16 protein-coding genes and 2 pseudogenes are annotated in these 17,977 nt (G+C 62.3%); 11 read left to right on the top strand and 7 right to left on the bottom strand.

Annotation, left to right across the window (positions count from 1 at the left end; translation table 11 throughout):
- The 5 genes from AWB81_RS33775 to AWB81_RS33755 all read left to right on the top strand — a co-directional run.
- The coding region (locus AWB81_RS33775) for a YeiH family protein (RefSeq protein ID WP_144444245.1) at window positions 1-845 on the top strand (845 nt) is incomplete at its 5' end.
- Window positions 846-871: 26 nt separating this feature from the next.
- The gene (locus tag AWB81_RS33770; protein ID WP_062641729.1) at window positions 872-1,756 is read left to right on the top strand and encodes a LysR substrate-binding domain-containing protein; all 885 of its coding nucleotides are present in this window, start codon (window positions 872-874) and stop codon (window positions 1,754-1,756) included.
- Window positions 1,757-1,894: 138 nt separating this feature from the next.
- Window positions 1,895-3,133 carry a molybdopterin-dependent oxidoreductase gene (locus tag AWB81_RS33765; protein ID WP_062641727.1) on the top strand — a complete coding sequence of 413 codons (1,239 nt, stop codon included), beginning with the start codon at window positions 1,895-1,897 and terminating at the stop codon, window positions 3,131-3,133.
- A 10-nt stretch (window positions 3,134-3,143) separates the two neighbouring features.
- Window positions 3,144-3,494 carry a c-type cytochrome gene (locus AWB81_RS33760; protein WP_062641724.1) on the top strand — a complete coding sequence of 117 codons (351 nt, stop codon included), beginning with the start codon at window positions 3,144-3,146 and terminating at the stop codon, window positions 3,492-3,494.
- A 59-nt stretch (window positions 3,495-3,553) separates the two neighbouring features.
- Window positions 3,554-3,865 carry a high-potential iron-sulfur protein gene (locus AWB81_RS33755; RefSeq protein ID WP_062641721.1) on the top strand — a complete coding sequence of 104 codons (312 nt, stop codon included), beginning with the start codon at window positions 3,554-3,556 and terminating at the stop codon, window positions 3,863-3,865.
- Between the two features lie 524 nt (window positions 3,866-4,389).
- Here AWB81_RS33755 and AWB81_RS46000 read toward each other — a convergent pair.
- Both AWB81_RS46000 and AWB81_RS33750 read right to left on the bottom strand, forming a co-directional pair.
- Window positions 4,390-4,518, bottom strand: coding sequence for a hypothetical protein (locus tag AWB81_RS46000; protein ID WP_374730536.1), 129 nt, complete (start codon window positions 4,516-4,518; stop codon window positions 4,390-4,392).
- 301 nt (window positions 4,519-4,819) lie between these two features.
- Complete coding sequence (locus tag AWB81_RS33750) at window positions 4,820-5,818, bottom strand: hypothetical protein (protein ID WP_327372967.1); 999 nt, start codon at window positions 5,816-5,818, stop codon at window positions 4,820-4,822.
- Window positions 5,819-5,879: 61 nt separating this feature from the next.
- Here AWB81_RS33750 and AWB81_RS48570 point away from each other — a divergent pair, with 61 nt between their 5' ends.
- Window positions 5,880-6,140 carry a hypothetical protein gene (locus AWB81_RS48570; protein WP_143753510.1) on the top strand — a complete coding sequence of 87 codons (261 nt, stop codon included), beginning with the start codon at window positions 5,880-5,882 and terminating at the stop codon, window positions 6,138-6,140.
- Window positions 6,141-6,387: 247 nt separating this feature from the next.
- Here AWB81_RS48570 and AWB81_RS33745 read toward each other — a convergent pair.
- From AWB81_RS33745 to AWB81_RS33730, 4 genes and pseudogenes are all read right to left on the bottom strand, one after another.
- Window positions 6,388-6,835: pseudogene (locus AWB81_RS33745) on the bottom strand (AMP-binding enzyme); the annotation flags it as partial.
- Between the two features lie 87 nt (window positions 6,836-6,922).
- Window positions 6,923-7,225 (bottom strand): hypothetical protein, encoded by a 303-nt coding sequence (locus AWB81_RS45070; protein WP_143753509.1) that lies wholly within the window; start codon window positions 7,223-7,225, stop codon window positions 6,923-6,925.
- A gap of 112 nt (window positions 7,226-7,337) precedes the next feature.
- Window positions 7,338-7,649 (bottom strand): annotated as a pseudogene (locus AWB81_RS33735) (sugar phosphate nucleotidyltransferase); the annotation flags it as partial.
- Between the two features lie 125 nt (window positions 7,650-7,774).
- Window positions 7,775-9,406: an alpha-D-glucose phosphate-specific phosphoglucomutase gene (locus tag AWB81_RS33730; protein WP_062641711.1), complete on the bottom strand. Its 1,632-nt coding sequence runs from the start codon at window positions 9,404-9,406 to the stop codon at window positions 7,775-7,777.
- 1,097 nt (window positions 9,407-10,503) lie between these two features.
- Here AWB81_RS33730 and AWB81_RS33720 point away from each other — a divergent pair.
- Together AWB81_RS33720 and AWB81_RS47330 are read left to right on the top strand one after the other, a co-directional pair.
- Window positions 10,504-10,920: an integration host factor subunit alpha gene (locus AWB81_RS33720; RefSeq protein ID WP_235026045.1), complete on the top strand. Its 417-nt coding sequence runs from the start codon at window positions 10,504-10,506 to the stop codon at window positions 10,918-10,920.
- Between the two features lie 1,360 nt (window positions 10,921-12,280).
- Window positions 12,281-12,619, top strand: a complete 339-nt coding sequence (locus AWB81_RS47330) for a GreA/GreB family elongation factor (RefSeq protein ID WP_327372964.1) — start codon at window positions 12,281-12,283, stop codon at window positions 12,617-12,619.
- A gap of 327 nt (window positions 12,620-12,946) precedes the next feature.
- Here AWB81_RS47330 and AWB81_RS33700 read toward each other — a convergent pair whose 3' ends face one another.
- The gene (locus AWB81_RS33700; RefSeq protein ID WP_062641707.1) at window positions 12,947-13,957 is read right to left on the bottom strand and encodes a LacI family DNA-binding transcriptional regulator; all 1,011 of its coding nucleotides are present in this window, start codon (window positions 13,955-13,957) and stop codon (window positions 12,947-12,949) included.
- Window positions 13,958-14,215: 258 nt separating this feature from the next.
- Here AWB81_RS33700 and AWB81_RS33695 point away from each other — a divergent pair, with 258 nt between their 5' ends.
- Genes AWB81_RS33695 through AWB81_RS33685 form a run of 3 tightly spaced genes read left to right on the top strand, consistent with a single transcriptional unit; the run spans window position 14,216 to window position 17,802 of the window.
- Window positions 14,216-15,736 (top strand): sugar ABC transporter ATP-binding protein, encoded by a 1,521-nt coding sequence (locus AWB81_RS33695; RefSeq protein ID WP_062641705.1) that lies wholly within the window; start codon window positions 14,216-14,218, stop codon window positions 15,734-15,736.
- Window positions 15,733-16,767 (top strand): ABC transporter permease, encoded by a 1,035-nt coding sequence (locus AWB81_RS33690; protein WP_062641702.1) that lies wholly within the window; start codon window positions 15,733-15,735, stop codon window positions 16,765-16,767. The genes AWB81_RS33695 and AWB81_RS33690 overlap by 4 nt, the downstream gene beginning before the upstream one ends.
- Window positions 16,768-16,824: 57 nt before the next feature.
- Window positions 16,825-17,802: a substrate-binding domain-containing protein gene (locus AWB81_RS33685; protein ID WP_062641701.1), complete on the top strand. Its 978-nt coding sequence runs from the start codon at window positions 16,825-16,827 to the stop codon at window positions 17,800-17,802.
- Window positions 17,803-17,977 lie beyond the last annotated feature (175 nt).

Genomic DNA, 17,977 nt, shown 5'->3' with positions numbered 1-17,977 from the left:
GCTTGCGTTTTCCATTCTTCAAATCTCCCGTTACAGCCAAGATCCAAAGTCTCCTACATTTCCGGGGCGCTTCAGTGCAAGCAGCCGGGCTGGGACTGCTGGCCGGCATCATAGCCGTCGTCGGGGTGACCATCGTGGTCAGCTACGGTATCGGGCGCCTTCTGGGCTTGCATCATCGGATGGCCCTGCTGGTCGCATGCGGCAACTCGATCTGCGGCAACTCAGCGATTGCCGCCGTGGCACCAGTGATTCGGGCGAATAGCGATGACGTGGCCGCGTCGATTGCCTTTACTGCGGTGCTTGGCGTCGTCGTCGTGCTCGCACTGCCGCTCCTGATTCCTGTGCTGCACCTTAGCAACCTGCAATACGGCGTCCTCGCCGGACTGACGGTTTACGCCGTGCCGCAGGTGCTTGCTGCGACGGTCCCTGTTTCGCTGGTCAGCGCTAATCTCGGCACGCTGGTCAAACTGGTCCGTGTGCTGATGCTCGGTCCCGTGATCCTTGTCCTGTCAATCGGTTCGCGTCGAGGTGCAGGGGCTGCTGCATTGCCCGGTACCGCGAAGGGAGCACGCGTGGCCTGGCATAAAGTCGTGCCCTGGTTCATCATTGGTTTTCTTGTGATGGTTGCCCTGCGTTCGGCCAACCTCGTTCCGACAGAAGCATTGCCGTCGATCAGCAGGACGGCGAACGTGTTGACGATTCTTTCGATGGCTGCACTCGGTCTGGGCGTCGATGTACGAATGGTCGCCAAGGCCGGCCCCCGTGTGACACTGGCGGTGGTGCTGTCGATCGTCGCGCTCGCGCTCATCAGCCTCGTGGTGATCCGCGTGCTGGGCATAGCATAGAAAAGGCTTACGGTCCGCGGAGAATCATGACGCTCGATCAACTTCGTATCTTTGTTGCGGTTGCCGAGCAGCAGCATGTGACGCGTGCGGCCAACGTACTGGCGCTTTCGCAATCGGCGGTGAGCAGTTCAATCGCCGCGCTCGAAACGCAGTATGACGTCAAGCTGTTCCATCGGATTCGCCGGAACATTGTGCTGACTGATGCCGGCCAGCAGTTTCTCAGCGAAGCGCGCGCAGTGCTCGCCCGCGCCTCGTCGGCCGCAAACATGCTGGCCGATCTGGCCGGGTTGCGGCGAGGTGCGTTATCGCTTGCGGCGAGTCAGACCGTGGCAAACTACTGGATACCGAAGGTGATGCAGCGCTTCCATGCGGCACACCCCGGCGTTTCGCTCAACCTCTCGATCACGAATACCGGACAAGTCGTTCGGCAGGTCGCCGAGGGCGCCGTCGATCTGGGTTTCGTGGAAGACCAGGTCGACGCAGATGGTCTCGAAGTGCGCGCGATTGCCCAGGATGAACTGGTGCTGGTGGTCGCCCCCAGCCACCCTTGGGCCCATCGCGATTTGACAGCTACCGATCCTATTGACTTGCGCGATAGCGCCTGGGTGCTGCGTGAACAGGAATCGGGTACACGCGGGATCTTCGAAAAGATGGTGCGCAGCTTGGGAGGCGATCCCTCCGGGTTCGAGATCGCGCTGGAGCTTCCGTCGAACGAAGCGGTGCGCTCGGCGGTCGAGGCTGGCGCTGGCGCGACCGTGATGTCCCGACTGGTCGCCGCTTCCTCACTCAGTGCAGGGACGCTCACAGCACTCCAATGGCCGCTGTCGCCGCGGGAATTCCTGATGTTGCGCCATCAGCAACGCTATGTGACTGAGGCGATGCGCGTGTTCTTCGAGATGGCGTCGGAATAGGTCTTAAATTGTCAATAAGGATGACGAATCAAGGCGGCTGATATGACGTGACGCCGCAGAAACAATCGGGCGCCTCAGCGGTGCTGGCACGCGCATGCGTATGCTCAAACGACAAAAACGAACCTCAACAAGACACCCATGAAAGACCATTCCCACGACGTGGACGCGCGCCGGCGCAAGTTGCTTCACGGTCTTGCCGCCGGCGGTCTCGCCGGCACCATGGCCGGCTGGAATCGCAGCGCGTGGCCGGCAGAAACCTTCAACCTGCCATTCGCTGGCGGCGAGCGCGACGTGACGAGCGCGTTTCCGCAGAAAGGCGAGATGCTGCTGCTGCGAACCCGTCCGCCCTTGCTGGAGACGTCGTTTTCCGTCTTCGATCGAGGCGTGTTCACGCCTAACGACCAGTTTTTCGTGCGATGGCACCTTGCCAATATTCCCACGAAAATCGACGGCGCCGCATTTCGCCTGAACGTTCACGGACAAGTCAAACGAACGCTCAGCCTGAGCCTGACCGACCTGCGGACCAAGTTCGAACCGGTTGAACTGGCAGCGGTCAACCAATGCTCCGGCAACTCACGAGGATTCTACGGTCCGCGCGTGCCGGGGGCCCAATGGGGCAACGGCGCAATGGGCAATGCGCTATGGACCGGTGTCCGTCTGCGCGATATTCTGGAGCGCGCGGGTCTTAAGGGCAGCGCCGTGCATGCCCGCTTTAACGGGCTTGACGCGGGAATACTCCCAGCAACGCCCGACTTCATCAAATCGCTCGAAATCGACCATGCGCGCGATGGCGAAGTGATGATCGCCTATGCGATGAACGGTGAGCCGTTGCCGCTGCTGAACGGTTTTCCGCTGCGCCTGGTTGTACCCGGCTGGTATTCGACCTACTGGGTGAAAATGCTTAACGATATCGAGGTGCTGGATCACCCAGACGACAACTTCTGGATGTCGAAGGCCTACCTGATACCAGACACTCCCCACGCCAGCATCACGCCGGGACAAACCGGCGTCAAGATGGTGCCGATCAACCGGATGGTCCCACGCTCGTTCATCACCAACCTCACGAACGGCCAGAACGTAGCCGCCGGCAAGCCGCTAACCTTGCGGGGCATCGCCTTTGGCGGTGACACCGGCGTGCGCGACGTCAGCGTGTCTTCTGACGGCGGCGCGACCTGGATGTCCACGCGTCTTGGGCACGATCATGGCAAATACAGCTTCAGACAATGGGAGACGCGCGTGATACCCACGGCCGGTCCCATGGAGCTGAAAATCAAGGCGACGAACACCGCGGGGGTCGCGCAGCCCGATACCGTAAACTGGAACGCCGCAGGCTTCATGCGCAATGTTGTCGAATCCATCACGCTCACGGCTTCCTGAGGAGCGGAACATGAAAAGTCCAAACATGTTGATACCGATTCTGCTCGCTATCGCTGGCATCTCGACCGCCTTCGCCGAGCCCGCACAGAAAGCGCCGTCGGCCGCATCCTTGAATCGCACCGTCAGTGTCACCCTTCCCGATAGCGAACAGGTTTTTCCAGCGGGCGCCGGTGCCGATATCGCCAATTCGCAGTGCATGATCTGTCATTCGGCGGGCATGGTTACGCGCCAGCCGCCATTGCGCTTCGGTGAGTGGACGGCGGAGATCAACAAGATGCGCACCGCGTACGGCGCACCGATCGCTGCGGAGCAGGTAGAGGAACTCGCTAAGTATTTGACTGTGATCAATGGCAAACCGTAAACTGCGCACCGCTGGCACGTCGACGGCGCCCCCAACCAACCAAAAAACAGGAGCCCTACATGCAACTATCACGTCGTCACTTTATGGTACTGGCCGCTTCGCTGGCGTCATCCGTCGCGCTCTCGAGCAAGGCGTCGGCCGACACGCCAGCGGTATCCGAAACCGATCCGACCGCACAGTCGCTTGGCTATAAGGCGGATGCGACACACGTCGACAAGGTCAAATATTCGAAGTATCAGCCGGGCCAGGCGTGCGCCACCTGTCAGCTCTATCAGGGCAAACCAGGCGATCCAGCCGGTCCGTGCCCGATTTTCGCCGGTAAGCAGGTCGAGGCGAAAGGGTGGTGTAGCGCGTATGTGAAGAAGGCCTGAAGCAGCTCCTATGTGAGCGGCAGGACTACCGCTAAATGCTTTTCAAGCGCACGCCGCGATGCTTCTGAACCTGAACGTCATAGGCAAGCTGGGCCGGTATGAGCGCCTGTCCTCCGGGGTTCCGGATGGCCAGTGTTCAGCCCGCGCGCATCACCTAAATGTCATCCATGTGAATCATTCACGAGGTGCGCAATTGCTGCGCCGACCCAGATGTAGAGAAGCGGGCACCGTTGTCACCACGGGGGAGTTCGCCGGAAGTCGTGGAGAAGCGTGGCTAGTCCGTTGAAAAATCTATCTTGACATGGCCATTGCTACGCCCCGAACTCACAGAAGAATGAGAGCAACGAACCGGCTGTGTTGGATCGTGAGCGCTTAGTCGATTTTTCGGAGCGCGGTCTTTCATGATCGGCTAAATATAGGGAGGTTCGCACGACCGGACTGACCGGAACGGCGCCGATCATTTCGCCAAGATGAAGGGCCGCGCTCCGCGACACGGGCCATTGGGTGCGGCGGCCTAGACGAACTCAGTTTGAGCCCGGATTCGGTGGCTCGGTGGCGATCATCGTCGTCCGCGTGCGGCGTTGACCGGTGGTGATCGATGCGTGGCCGAGGTCGTCGCGCACGTAACGCAGGTCAACCTGACTGTCTGTCACGTGTGATCCGGCGGAATGGCGAAGCCAGTGTGCCATTGCTTGCCTGAGGCGCTCCGCCGCCCGCCCGCGGAGGTCGCCCCGACGTGAGATGAACAATCGCATTCTCGAAAACCCGTCAACGGCATGACGAACAGCGAGTCGAATTTCAGTCTCGACTGCCGCCCAACGGTAATAACACCGCAGCACGATTGCGCCCACCGCGGGCTCATGCAAATGGTGCTCGATTTCGTCGCTTGCTTCGCAATGGATGCGACACCGCACGAGTCGCCGTGAAACGCGATCGGACGTGCATCAAGCGGCGTCACTTTGGCTCGTACCAGTTGTAGGTCGGCAGCGTAGGAATCGCGGAGCCGACCTGCAACGTTATGTCGCGCAGCGATGTCAGTTCGATATCCCGGGGATCGCCCATATAACGGCGCACGTCGCCGTTATCGTTGATATAGACGACCACGGGGCCCTCCGCGCCTGCAACATTAGTTGTGGTCAGCGGTTCACCCCACAAGTCAAAGAACTTGCCGAGCGTGAACGTTTTGACATTGGGCGTTTCCATGTGAATGATGCCGGTGTTGTCATGCGTATGGGTCTCGTAGTCGCACTGCGCGGTGATCCCCACCTGGGCGGGGAACGCTAGCATCTGTCCGTCTTTGTAGATCGCGACATGCGAATGCACGTGGTACGTCTGAACCATACCGGCCGCGCACACAATGCCGTCGACAGGTTGACCTGTGCCGCCGCTCGGCGTTGCGCCATCCGACCAGTACCGCGTGCCGACAACGCCTCCGTACGCCAGCACGATCTGCGTGGTGTCGAATGGCGGCGGGTCGGTCCATGCATAAGTGGGAATCTGGGTGAGCGGTGCGCCCAGCACGATCGTAATCTCGCGGTGCGCCGTCAATGGGAGATCCGATAGATTGCCGTTATATTGCGTAAGCGTGCCTCCGTCATTCACATACGTGCTGATCGTGCTTGCGGTAAGTCCGGCCACATTGGTGTTACTCAGCGCTTGTCCCCACACCGCAAAGAATTGCCCGAGCGTATAGGGTGTGGTTGGATTAGCCAACATTCGGATTTTGCCAGTATTGTCGACGGTGTGTACCGGATAGCTACAGCCGGTCTGCAATGCAAGCGTCGGCTCGACCGTGCCGATTTGAGCCGGCAAACTTAGCAAGTGGCCGTCCTGATAAATCGATAGATGCGCATATGTGTAAGCGCTTCCCGCAACCGTGCATGACAAGCCCGCGACGGTCTGGCCCGTTCCTCCACTCGCGGTGGATCCCGCGATCCATTGCGCTTGGCCCATCGATGTTCCGTCGAGAATCGCCGTTGCCGCCGCGAGCGTCGGAACCGGATTCGTCCCGGACGTGCCGCTCGCTGAATCCGGCGCGCTGGCCGCACTGGGCGCACTCGCTCCGCTCGCGCCCGACGCCGGCGATGCCGCCGAGGAGCCGCTGCCCGCCCCTGAGGTGCCGCCGCCTCCTCCGCATGCGCTGAATGCGAAGACGCTGGCTAGGAGGAGGAGCCGAATCCTTGATCTCTTTGTCATGGGACGTTCTCAGCAGGGGATGAAGGAACAACTTCCACCGGTGCGCACCGCGCGTGGTGCGGCCGGCAAACAAAGGTGAATAGGTGACGACGTGTCCGTGAAGACCGTTATAGCGATCGCGAAAGATTTGGTAAAGATATTGTCGACGCCGAGCGGCAAAAAAGCGGAAGTAAGCGTTGAGCGGTAGATTCTACTTTTCGCGAAATCTGTGGGCTAAAATTGCTGTGTAATTAATCGCGGAGAACATTCCAAAATTTGGACATCATCGGCAGCAACGGCGATTTCATGGGATACCTCGTAGCGATCACGGCGCGCACCCGACCAAATCAGTTCGGCGGCAGGACGGTCTGGGCGCCTGCGTCGGCGACAGGACGGTCCGCGACTTCAAGCGCCGACGGCAGGACGTGATCGCGGAACCGCTCGCGAAGTTTCAGCTTGTGCAGCTTGCCGGTGGCGGCGTGCGGCAATTCGTCGATGAACGCGACGTCGTCGGGAATCCACCATTTCGCGACTTTGCCTTCATAGAACGCGAGAATTTCTTCACGCGTGACATCCGCATTCGACCGCTTTACGACCACGAGCAGAGGCCGCTCCCTCCATTTCGGATGCGCACACGCAATGCACGCCGCCTCGGCAATGGCCGGATGCGCGACCGCGATGTTCTCGACGCTGATCGAACTGATCCATTCGCTCCCGGACTTTATCAGATCCTTGCTACGGTCCGTAATCTGCATGAAGCCATCGTGATCGATTAGTCGAAACGTCGCCAGTCGGTGTCGGCAACATGGCCGAAAACGCGCCACCGAGTTGCCACGATGAAGGGCCGTTGCACTGCGAGATCGGGACCAGTAGGTGCGGCCTTTACCAACTCAGTTTGAGTCCGGACTCGGTTGCACGATGGCGATCATCGTCGTCCGCGTGCAGGTATTGACTGGTGGTAGAAACATAACGCAGGTCAACCCGGCCGTCCACCAGCCACGCGAACAGCGTATTCAGAATCACGAACGCCTGCCGCTGGCTGGCCGGCGATGCTTCTTTGCGCATTGTTTGGGCTACTTCGCGACGACCGTGCAATTGTCGTCCCAGAGCCTGCGGCCCCGCCCCGGATGCATCCGAAAATATCAGGAAGGTGATTCTCGCGGGCGCCGCCGATGTCAAGCTCATGCTCGCACGAGCGCTTCTATCCAGTTGCAATAATGACGTGGCGGTTGCGAACAAGTTCCGGAAGATGGGCTTCGCGATTCCGCCGTCGAAGCACATACAGTTGCCATATAACCTGGTAGATCGCGTCGGCGGTGCCGCGGTACCAGTGCTCCTCGCCGACGCGCTGCTGCGCGGGCAGCAGGTCGGCTAACTCGTTCATCTCGCCGCGCAGGAAGCTCCAGCCGCGTTGCAGGTGCCGAAGGAGCGAATGCGACTTGTACTGCGTCAGCACAGCACAGCGCTGCGGCGCACGCCGAAGTTCACGCAGTTGGACAGCACGAATCGACGAGGCGGACTTTGCCGCCGAAGTAGACCGAGGGCTTCACGCGGCGGTCGGTCAACTGATACAGGCGCGAGCGCGCCCGCCGGCGAGGACCACGGCGATGGTGTTGTTGCGGACTTCGCGGGCGCGGCGAGACTATCGACGACTCTGTTCATAGCGATCTCCTCATTCGGCGCTCTGACGGCGCGCGTGTTCGGCGCGTGCGCGGCTCGATGCGTTTCGGTCGGTCAGGTCACGACGGTCGGCTCGGTCCTTCCGGTGCGAGCTGCGATGTCGGCGACGCGGCCGGCGATCGCGATCAGGTCGGCGAGCGCCGTCTGCGTGGGAATGTCGTGCTTCGTGAGGTCGGCCTCGTATCTCTCCAGATACAGGCGCAGTGTCGCACCCTCGGTGCCGGTACCGGACAGCCGGAACACGATCCGCGAGCCGTCCGCGAACACGATCCGCACGCCTTGCTGCTTCGACACCGACCCGTCGACCGGATCGGTGTACTCGAAGTCGTCGGCGAGTGCGACAGTGTAGCCGTCGAGGTCCCGGCCCGCGAGCGACGGCAGTTGCGCGCGCAACTGTTCCATCAGCGCGGCGGCCGCGGCGCTGTCGATCGCCTCGTAGTCGTGCCGCGAGTAGTAGTTGCGGCCGAAGCGCGCCCAGTGCTCGCGCACGAGCGTATCAACCGTCTTGCCGTTCGCCGCGAGGATGTTCAGCCAGAACAGCACCGCCCACAGCCCGTCCTTCTCGCGGATGTGGTTCGAGCCGGTGCCGTAGCTTTCCTCGCCGCACAGCGTCGCCATGCCGGCGTCGAGCAGGTTGCCGAAGAACTTCCAGCCGGTCGGCGTCTCGTAGCAGCGGATGCCGAGCGCGGCCGCGACGCGGTCCGCGGCGGTCGAGGTCGGCATCGATCGAGCGATGCCGACGAGGCCGTCTCGATAGCCGGGCGCGAGCGTCGCGTTCGCCGCGAGGATCGCGAGGCTGTCCGACGGCGCGACGCAGAAATCGCGGCCGACGATCATATTGCGATCCGCGTCGCCGTCCGATGCCGCGCCGAAGTCCGGCGCCGCGGCGCCGCTCATATGCGCGATCAGGTCGGCCGCGTTCACCGGGTTCGGGTCCGGATGATGGCCGCCGAAATCCTCGAGCGGCTCGCCGTGTGTGACCGTACCGGCCGGCGCGCTGAGCAGCCCTTCGAGGATCGACTTCGCGTACGGGCCGCCGATCGCGCTCATCGCGTCGAAGCGCATCGTGAAGCCGCGCGCGAACAACGCGCGGATCGCGTCAAAGTCGAACAGGTCCTGCATCAGCGCCGCGTAGTCGGCGACCGGGTCGATCACGTTGATGGTCATGTTCTCGATCGTGTAGCTGCCGATCGTGTCGAGATCGACGTCCGGTGCGTCGCTGATCCGGTATTCGCGGATCGTGCCGGTCTTCGCGTAGATCGCGTCGGTGACCTTCTCGGGCGCGGGGCCGCCGTTGCCGACGTTGTACTTGATCCCGAAATCGCCGTCCGGGCCGCCGGGGTTGTGGCTCGCGGACAGCACGATCCCGCCGAATGCGCCGGCCTTGCGGATCACGCAGCTGATCGCGGGCGTCGAGAACAGACCGCCGCGGCCGACCATCACCCGGCCGAAGCCGTGCGCGGCCGCCATCTTCAGGATCGTCTGCACCGCGACGCGATTGTGGAAGCGGCCGTCGCCGCCCAGCACGAGCGTCTGGCCCTGGCTCCCTTCGAGCGAATCGAAGATCGACTGCACGAAATTCTCCAGATAGCTGGGCTCCCTGAAGATTGTCACCTTCTTGCGCAGTCCTGAGGTGCCTGGTTTCTGCCCGGGGATCGGCTGTGTCGAGATTGTCGTGGTCGCCATGTATGCTCCTTTTCCCGCGTCTTTCTTTATCGCCTGTCGTCGGGGCGCATGTGGCGCCGCCGTGCCTGTTTCGTTTTGTCTCGCCCTGTCGTTCGTCTCAGTGCGTTCCGTCCGTCAGCCAGCGTGCGTCCACCGTGAGTACCACGCTGTGCGCGGGAACCATCATCTCACGGGTCGCATCATGCGAGTGCGTTTGCGTATCCGCGTGCATGTGCTTGGCATGAGCGTCCGATGGTGTGCTATTAATCAGCACGCGCCACGTGTTCGCCGTCCCAACGCGTGCCAAGCGGGTAGGGCGCGCCGTCGGTCAGCGTGCCCACCAACGGCTCGTGCTTTGGGGGCACCTTCCGGCGAGCCGCCCTGAGCGCGGCCTCCCAACCTATTTTCCTTCGACATGGTTCGAGAGGTCCTTGTCACTCTGCGCTGCTCCTCGAAGGGTCGACGGAGCGAGTCCACGGTCGATTTTGAACCGCAGTCGTCAGCAGCGACCTTCCAAGCCGAACGCTATACCTAATTGTCATAGTCCGCCGGCAGCTCCCAGATGTGACCGAGCCCAGCGGCGTGGCACAACAGTGCCCATGCCGAATAGGGATCCCGGTCTCACCGCTGATTCCAGCGCCGGATCTGGCGCCCGCTCTTGTCCGCAAGCCAAGAAAATCAGCGGCCTTGCGGCCAGTAAAACCAGCGAGGCGCACGACCTCCTGGATTTCCGCGCCCGTCGGTTCAGACCAATAAATGGCAGGTCGCAGGCACTCGCGTCGAATGACGGTCTCGATAGACGTCGGCATCTTTTGGTTTCATCAAAATCCGTCGAAAATCGCATGCTAGTCGTCTTTTGACACGACCGGAGTTGTTCTCGCAATACCTATCAGCGAGATCGGAGCGCCGCAACGCAGTCAGTCAGCCCCACGGTGTCGCCGCGGGGGAAACAGGCGACCTTCGGTTGCTTGACGTCCCAGGTTGGAACGGACACCGGATGAAGCATACTTCGCCACGCTGCCAGCGATAAAATCGGCAGCTTGATTGCCCCAGCCATTCCACTTAAGAATTCGCAGATCCTCTCCGAACGAACGAGGCCACCTCTGTTGGAGGTATCGTTGCCGACTCTTGATACGTCCAGAATCCGCATGCACCCAAGAGATGAAACCGCCGAGACGGCGCACGGGCCGAACTTCAACGAGGGGCTGCCGAGTCAGGCGGCGGACGTCGGCCAGCCGGCGTTCATTAGGGCGCATTTGATCGAGCGGCTCATCGCTCGGCTTGGGCTCGACAAGCCTGATGCCCATGCACTGGCGGAAGGGTTTTTTGAGCTGATCATGAAGGCGCTGGAGAACGGCGAGGCGGTTCGACTATCGGGGTTCGGCTACTTCCAGCTGCGCGATCAACGGGCGCGACCCGGGCGGAATCCGAAAACCGAAACATCGATCTCGATTGCGGCGCGACGGGTGGTGCTGTTTCACGCCAGCCGGATCCTGAAGTTTCGAGTGCGCGGCGCCACCCATCCCGACGACTAAGCCACCGCAAAGCCACCGCAGCCTCGCGCGCGGCCCGCAGGCCACATTGTCGCGCATGGCGCAGAAAGCTTGCAATATGCTTTCAAACACGCTTTAATGAGGCTGTCTGCATCCAGCGTGAATCGAACGCTCTTAGTGGAGAACCCTGTCGTGCGTTTTGCTTCGAATCGCTCTCTCGCGTCGCTTTGTCTTCCGTCTATGGGCGGAACGGCGGGCAGTACGCGTGGAGGATCGGAGACAGCGAAATGCACTCGGAGCCGCGCGTGTCCGGCGGACAAGTCAGCACTTCCTTCCGCCCGGCTCGCCTGACAACGCAACGTCAGACGCAGGCCGGGCTCACCCCTCCAAGCAAACCACGCCTCAAGGGAGCGGCGATCGCCGTACGGGCACGCCTGTCCCGACATGCGCGTTCGCCTTCGTTGAGCCGTGGGACTACATCCAACGCGAACTGCCTCGTGCCGCCTTTCTGGCGGTGTGGTCGCTGTCGCGTTCGAATTGAATGACGTCGCTGACATGGGAGTGATTCCTACATGATGAATATGCACCGTTCGCGCAAGCCGGAACGTTCCGGTGTCGTGCAACATCCTCGCATGACGTCCGCAGGTGGCCCGTCAGAAACGCCCGCAACGCGGCGGCGAGCGGGCCAATGCTCGGCGTCAAAGATGTGCGTGGACCACGAGGACTACGTCCTGACAGCAACTGCGACCCCCACACATTCGCATTTATATTCGGCTGACCTGTTGGTTGAACGACAAGGCCACCGCAAGCACAGCGTTCGTGGACTCGACTATTTCTACGACGCGGCGCAAGCACTCCTGTATTCGATCGAGTGGGGCCGCCTCTGGGTGACGAACAACGTAAAAAGCATCCCGAAGCGACACATGAACACTGTCACAGCCGAAGCAGGCGGTGAGCAAAGATAGGAGGCCTTCTATGAAGACGATCAATACGTCGCCGACCAATCGAGGTTTACGCTATGTGGCACGCGATCCCGAAGACACGCGTACAGCGCTTCTCTATTGGCTGGGAACGGTCTTGCCGGCGCGAGCAGCGAACTTCTCCGAAGTGACGCAACGTCTTTCCCCGCTGATGCAAGTTGTGTTTCCGGATGAACGGCCCGGAGTATTCGTGACCACTTGCGGTGCGTCAAGTGATACGCAACGGGAGCCTCGAACGCCTTATTTTCGTGGCGGTTCATGGCTCGACGTTTGGTCCGGTGGCGGTTGCACGGACCTTTGTAACCTTCACGCCTCCAGGAGGCATAAATGCCCTTAGTTCAAGTTGGCTCCTTCGCGGTTTCGCAATCACGCTCCGACAATTCGCGAATTCTCTCTGAGGCCGACATCGCGCGACTCAGGCGATGCGGGTATCTGAATACCCCTCCGCTCAGCAGCGGGCGCTCCTGGAGGAACTGGAAGCAATGGCCGTGTTCGTGGATTCCGCCGACGTCCCTCCAGACGTCATCACATTGAATACGACCCTCGAGTGCGTCGATGCCGGAGGAGACGTCTATCGATGGACACTGGTCTATCCAGATGAAGCCGACTACCAGCGAGGACGTATCTCGGTGCTGTCGCCCGCGGGGATTGCGCTGCCTGGCGCGCGGTGCGGTTACATAGTGGACTGCCGAGCGCCGAGCGCCGAGTCGCTCGTTGACTCGGTATCTGATCAGCCGGATTGTGCAGCAGCCCGAAAGTAGTCGCGTGACGAATTAAGCAAGATAGACGTCCGTGACGCGACTTACTCGTCGCGCAGACCTCTACAGCAGCGTAGGGCCGAACACATCAGCCTTGTCAGCATCTACGTCACGCCGATAGCGCTAATCGGGCATCCGGACCGGAGCTCGTCCACGGTCGCGAGATGGGCCAATGTCGACGATCCTGAGCAGCACGCCGGAGCTATCATTTAGCTTCTGCGCCCGTTGCGCAGAAGCGTTGGGGCAGATTCTTTGCGCGTCTTCGCTCGTTCGTCGGTTGCATGGTTCGCGCGCAATGCAGAGGTCCGCCTTACTGCGACAGAACCGATCTTATTGGGAGGCGGCCTCGCAACCGCAGGAATTGCGTATTGTGAAGGTGGGATCCAGCCGAATTATCATCGGTTTTCCTGTTGTGCCATCCATTCGGCTATTGAGCAAGGCGGCCGCCGTGGAGCCTATCGCGTGGCACGGCTGAACCATGGCAGTCAGGCGCGGCTCGAACGCGTCGGCCCAATCGAAATCGTCGAAGCCCGCTACGGCGACATCCGCCGACACGTGCATGCCACATCGGCGTGCCGCGAGCATGATGCCGATTGTCGTGAGGTTATTGCCGCCGATCAGCGCGGTCACAGGGTTGGCCGATGTGAGCAGATGCGCAGCGGCATCGGTGGCGGTGGCAAGGTCGGTGTGGCCGATGGAAATCCGTTCTTCGTGGACCGCAAGCCCGCGGCTGCGCAATCCGTCGCGAAACCCTTCTGCGCGCTCCAGCGCGGTCGTGAAGTTGGCTTGACCTGCGAGGAAGCCGATCCGCTCGTGTCCATGATCGATCAGGTGGGTCACCATCGTCGCGAGAGACCGCCAGTTCTCGACTCCGACGCCGTCGAGGTCGACATCGGGGAGCCGGTCGACCATGACCGACGGGATACGTTGTTCGCACAGGTAAGTCAGTGCGCTGTTGTTGCAACCGCAAGATGGCGCGATGATGATCCCGTCGACCCGCCGCTTGTGAAGCGCAGCCACGATCTCGAGTTCCCGTTTGGGGTCGTCCTGCGTGTTCGCGAGCAGCACCATCATTCCGAGCTTTGCGCATTCCTCCTCGATGGCGTTGATGACGTCGGAAAAGTACCGATTTCTCGTAGACGAAATGGCAAGGCCGATCGTACTGGTGGTCGATCGCGCCAAGGCTCGCGCCACCGTGTTGGGCGTATAACCAAGCGCGCGAACGGCGTCGTGGACCGCTCGGGTCGTGTCGACGCTGACGAACCGTGTCCGATTGAGGACGTGGGAAACGGTTGAGGTCGCGACCCCGGCGAGCCGCGCGACATCAGCGATAGTTGCCACTGCGTCCCCGCCACGGTCTGGAGTACGCGTAACTGGAACACATTCGTAATCCTTTGGTAAGTATTTTTGAATGACTGCATGCGTGCGCATTGCCAACCTCAACGCTTTCAGCATATGAGGGTAAACGACCCAAGGCAAGCGCTTGCGCAAGCGCTTGCCTGTGCCTAAGCTTCACTCGCTGCAGATAAGAACACGAATCCCCATTGATACGGGAGAAGACATGGAAGCGCACACCCGGCGGGCTAGGTCAGTCGCGCTATGACTGCGCTGCTGCTGGAACTGCGCGGCATCCAGAGGCGCTTTGGCGGTGTCCATGCGCTGAGGGGCGTCGACTTCGATCTCGCGGCGGGCGAGGTGCATGTCCTGCTTGGCGAAAACGGTGCGGGCAAATCGACGCTGATGGGGGTGTTGTCGGGCGCCGTCCTGCCCGACGCAGGGACCATCACGCTCGATGGTCGTCCCGTGAGTTTCGCGAGCCCTCGAGAGGCCCACGCCGCGGGCATCGTGATGATCCCGCAGGAACTCGACCTCGTGCCGGGCCTCGATATCGCGGGCAATCTGTTCCTCGGCAACGAGATCACCAGCAAAGGCGTGCTCGCGGCCGCCGACATGCGGCGCCATGCGCAGGACCTACTGGCGCGCGCGGGAGTCTCGCTCGATGCGAGTCTGTCGGTCGCGAGTCTTCGCATGGGCGAGCGTCAGCTCGTCGCGATCGCCAAGGCGTTGTCGGCCAGGGCGCGCATCCTGATCATGGATGAGCCCACCGCGGCGCTCTCGGCCGTCGAGGCGGATCATCTCTTCACGGTCGTGAAGGAGCTTTCCGGGCGCGGTGTGGGGATCGTCTACATCTCGCACCGGCTCGAAGAAGTCACGCGCATCGCGCACCGGGTGACCGTGATGCGCGACGGCGCCGTCGTCGGGACCACGGCCCCCGACGCGCCGCAGGCCACGCTCGTCCAGTTGCTCGTCGGGCGTCCGTTTTCCGACCTCTTTCCGCCGCGCGCCGAGAACATCGGCGCGCCGATCCTGCGGCTTGAACACGCCGCATTCGATCCCGACATCGCGCGCGTCGGCTGGCAGGCCCCGCGCGACGTCACGCTGACGGTGCACGAAGGCGAGATCGTCGGCCTCGCCGGCCTGATGGGCGTTGGGCGCACGGAACTGCTCTCGACCCTGTACGGCTTCGGCACGAGCGGACGCTGGCGCGGCCTCGTCGAAGTGCGCGGCAAGCCGACGGTCCTGGGCGACATTGCGGCGGCGCGGCGCGCGGGAATCGCCTACGTTACCGACGACCGGCGCGGCACCGGTCTCATCCTCAATCACACGGTCGGGCAGAACGTCCTCATGTCGACGCTCAAGCGCGTCACGCCATTCGGTCTCGTGTCGCGCGCACTCGAGAAGCGGCACGTGACGCGCGCACTGAACGACTACGACGTGCGCCCGCGGCTCCCCGGCGCCAAGGTCGTGAACCTGTCGGGCGGCAACCAGCAGAAGGTCGTCTTTGCGAAGGAACTCATGAACGACCCCGGCCTGCTTCTGCTCGACGAACCGACGCGCGGCGTGGACGTCGGTGCCAAGGCTGAGATTTACCGGCGTCTGCGCGGCCTCGCGAAAGACGGCCTGGGTGTGCTCGTCGCGTCCTCTGAACTGCCCGAGCTCATCGGACTGTGCGACCGGATCGTCGTGATGCACGCCGGATGCACGATCCACGAATTCGGCCCGAATCCGGGCGAGGAAGCCGTGCGGCGCATCAGCGAAGGCGAGGGGATCGCCGCATGAGCACGACGCCGACTTCCACCGCCAAGGCCGTCGAAAGTCCGCGCAGCCTGCTCGCCTGGCTGGTGCGTTTCCAGAGCCTGCTTGGGCTCATTCTGGTGGTCGTGGCGGGCATCGTCTTTTCGCCGCGCCGGCATGGACACATCCTTTTTCTCGGCGCCGACAACGTCGCCAACATCATCCGCTCGATCTCCGAAACCGGCATCCTCGCGCTCGGCATGACCTTCGTCATCATCGCGGCCGGAATCGATCTGTCGGTCGGCGCCGTGCTGGGCCTTTGCTCGGTGCTGACCGCGACGCTGCTGGTCAACGAAGGATGGGGACTGTGGAGCACCTTGTCCCTCGTCATCGCGACCGGCGTGGTCTTCGGCGCGGTCCAGGGACTGATCTCGGCCCGCCTGCGCATCCAGGCCTTCATCGTCACGCTGGCCGGGCTTCAGGCGGCGCGAGGCTTGTCGCTGATTGCGTCGAACAATGCGTTCATCAACATCAACTACGGCACCGGGCCCGGCAGCGCGCCACCGGCGTTCGGCGTGCTCGGCGAGCGGATCGGCGGCGTTTTTCCCGTCGCGACGCTCGTCTTCGTCGTGCTCGCGGTCGCTGCCGCATTCCTCCTCAACAACACGCGCTACGGACGCTACGTGGTCGCCGTCGGCGGCAACGAGAAGGCGGCGCGGCTGTCCGGCATTCCGGTCAACGCGATCAAGATCTCGGTCTACGCGCTGACGGGGTTCGCCTCCGCGATCGCGGGCATCGTTCACGCGGGGCAGTTCTCGTTCGGCAGCCCCAACGACGGCACCGGCTACGAGCTCAACGCGATCGCCGCGGTCGTGATCGGCGGCACGGACCTGTTCGGTGGCGCCGGTTCGATGGTGGGCACCATTGCGGGCGCCGTCATGCTCGGCGCACTCGCCAACATCCTGCAACTCAACGACGTCAGCGCCGCGATGCAACTGCTCGCGACCGGCGCGATCATCGTGATCGCCGCGGCCCTGCAGACCTACGTCGTGGGACGCGGCGGCGCGAAGCGGTGAACCCTCGCGCGCAACTCGGGGCGCGCGACGCATGCAAAACGAAAAGGAGACAGGCAAATGAAAAATCTTCCGAAAGCGACCCTGCTCGTTGCCGGCGTCGCGCTCGCCTCCGGTACGTGGGCGGCGAGCGGCAAGCCGCTAGCGAAAGAGTGCGGGCCGAATAACGACTACGTGATTGGCTTCAGCCAGGCGAATTTCAAGGAGCCATACCGCGAGCACGTCAATCACGAGCTCGAACGCCTCGTGAAGAACTATCCCAAGTTCAAGCTCGTCATCGCGGACGGGCAGGCGAGCGTGAACACGCAGGTCTCGCAAGTCGAGAACTTCATGACGCAACGCGTCGACCTGCTGATGATCTCTCCGTTCGAGGCGGCGCCGCTCACGCCGTCCGTTTCGGCGGTCTACAAGGCAGGCGTCCCGGTGATCGAACTCGACCGCAAGACGACAGGGGAAAACTACACCGCCTTCGTGGGCGGCGACAACCGGGCGATCGCGAAGGAAGCAGGCGAATGGGCCGCGAAGACGCTGCTCCCCGAAGGCGGCGAGGCAGCCGTGCTGGAAGGGCTGCCGAGTTCTTCGCCCGCGATCGAACGGCTCGAAGGGTTCAAGGCGGGCATCGCCAGCAATCCGAAGATAAAGCTTGTCGCCGTGCAGCCGGTCAACTGGATGGAGGACCAGGCCGTCACGGTGTTCTCGGCGATGCTGCAGGCGCACCCCGACATCAAGCTCGTCTATACCAGCAACGATCTCGCGGCGGCAGGTGCTTACATCGCGGCCAAGCAGGCGGGAAAGACGGGGCAGGTGAAGATTATCGGCACCGACGGGCTGCCGGGACCGTCAGGCGGTATCCGCGCGGTCGCGGACGGTCAGTGGGCCGCTACGTTCACTTATCCGACGGGCGCCGCTCAGGCGCTCGAACTGGCCAAGAAAATCCTGATCGACTGTGCGACCGAGGTTCCGCGCAGCGTCATCGTGCCGACCCAGCGCATCGATCAGGCCAACGCGAAAACACTCTATGGGAAGGAGAAGTTCTAACGAGGCTCCGCCTCAGACCGACGAGTTGTACGGGTGACTGCGGAGCGCTGGCGGTGTAAGGTGGCTCCGGTCGAGCCGGCTGGGACGTGCCCAGCGATGTACGAGCTCGAAGCTCAATGGGTCCGAAGACCCGTGGACGACCGGAGCCAATCATGACGTTATCACAGAGTGTGTG

The organism is Caballeronia arationis (assembly GCF_001544975.2).
GTDB lineage: Bacteria > Pseudomonadota > Gammaproteobacteria > Burkholderiales > Burkholderiaceae > Caballeronia > Caballeronia arationis.
The sequence above is the reverse complement of the archived record's forward strand: the minus strand, read 5'-3'. Positions and strand labels throughout refer to the sequence as shown.

Coding starts and splice junctions, on each gene's coding strand:
- AWB81_RS33690 (WP_062641702.1), top strand. CDS start 15,733: ATGAGCACGACGCCGACTTCCACCGCCAAGGCCGTCGAAAGTCCGCGC.
- AWB81_RS33755 (WP_062641721.1), top strand. CDS start 3,554: ATGCAACTATCACGTCGTCACTTTATGGTACTGGCCGCTTCGCTGGCG.
- AWB81_RS47330 (WP_327372964.1), top strand. CDS start 12,281: ATGCGGGTATCTGAATACCCCTCCGCTCAGCAGCGGGCGCTCCTGGAG.
- AWB81_RS33750 (WP_327372967.1), bottom strand. CDS start 5,818: ATGGGCCAAGCGCAATGGATCGCGGGATCCACCGCGAGTGGAGGAACG.
- AWB81_RS33730 (WP_062641711.1), bottom strand. CDS start 9,406: ATGGCGACCACGACAATCTCGACACAGCCGATCCCCGGGCAGAAACCA.
- AWB81_RS33685 (WP_062641701.1), top strand. CDS start 16,825: ATGAAAAATCTTCCGAAAGCGACCCTGCTCGTTGCCGGCGTCGCGCTC.
- AWB81_RS33770 (WP_062641729.1), top strand. CDS start 872: ATGACGCTCGATCAACTTCGTATCTTTGTTGCGGTTGCCGAGCAGCAG.
- AWB81_RS33760 (WP_062641724.1), top strand. CDS start 3,144: ATGAAAAGTCCAAACATGTTGATACCGATTCTGCTCGCTATCGCTGGC.
- AWB81_RS33765 (WP_062641727.1), top strand. CDS start 1,895: ATGAAAGACCATTCCCACGACGTGGACGCGCGCCGGCGCAAGTTGCTT.
- AWB81_RS33695 (WP_062641705.1), top strand. CDS start 14,216: ATGACTGCGCTGCTGCTGGAACTGCGCGGCATCCAGAGGCGCTTTGGC.
- AWB81_RS45070 (WP_143753509.1), bottom strand. CDS start 7,225: ATGAGCTTGACATCGGCGGCGCCCGCGAGAATCACCTTCCTGATATTT.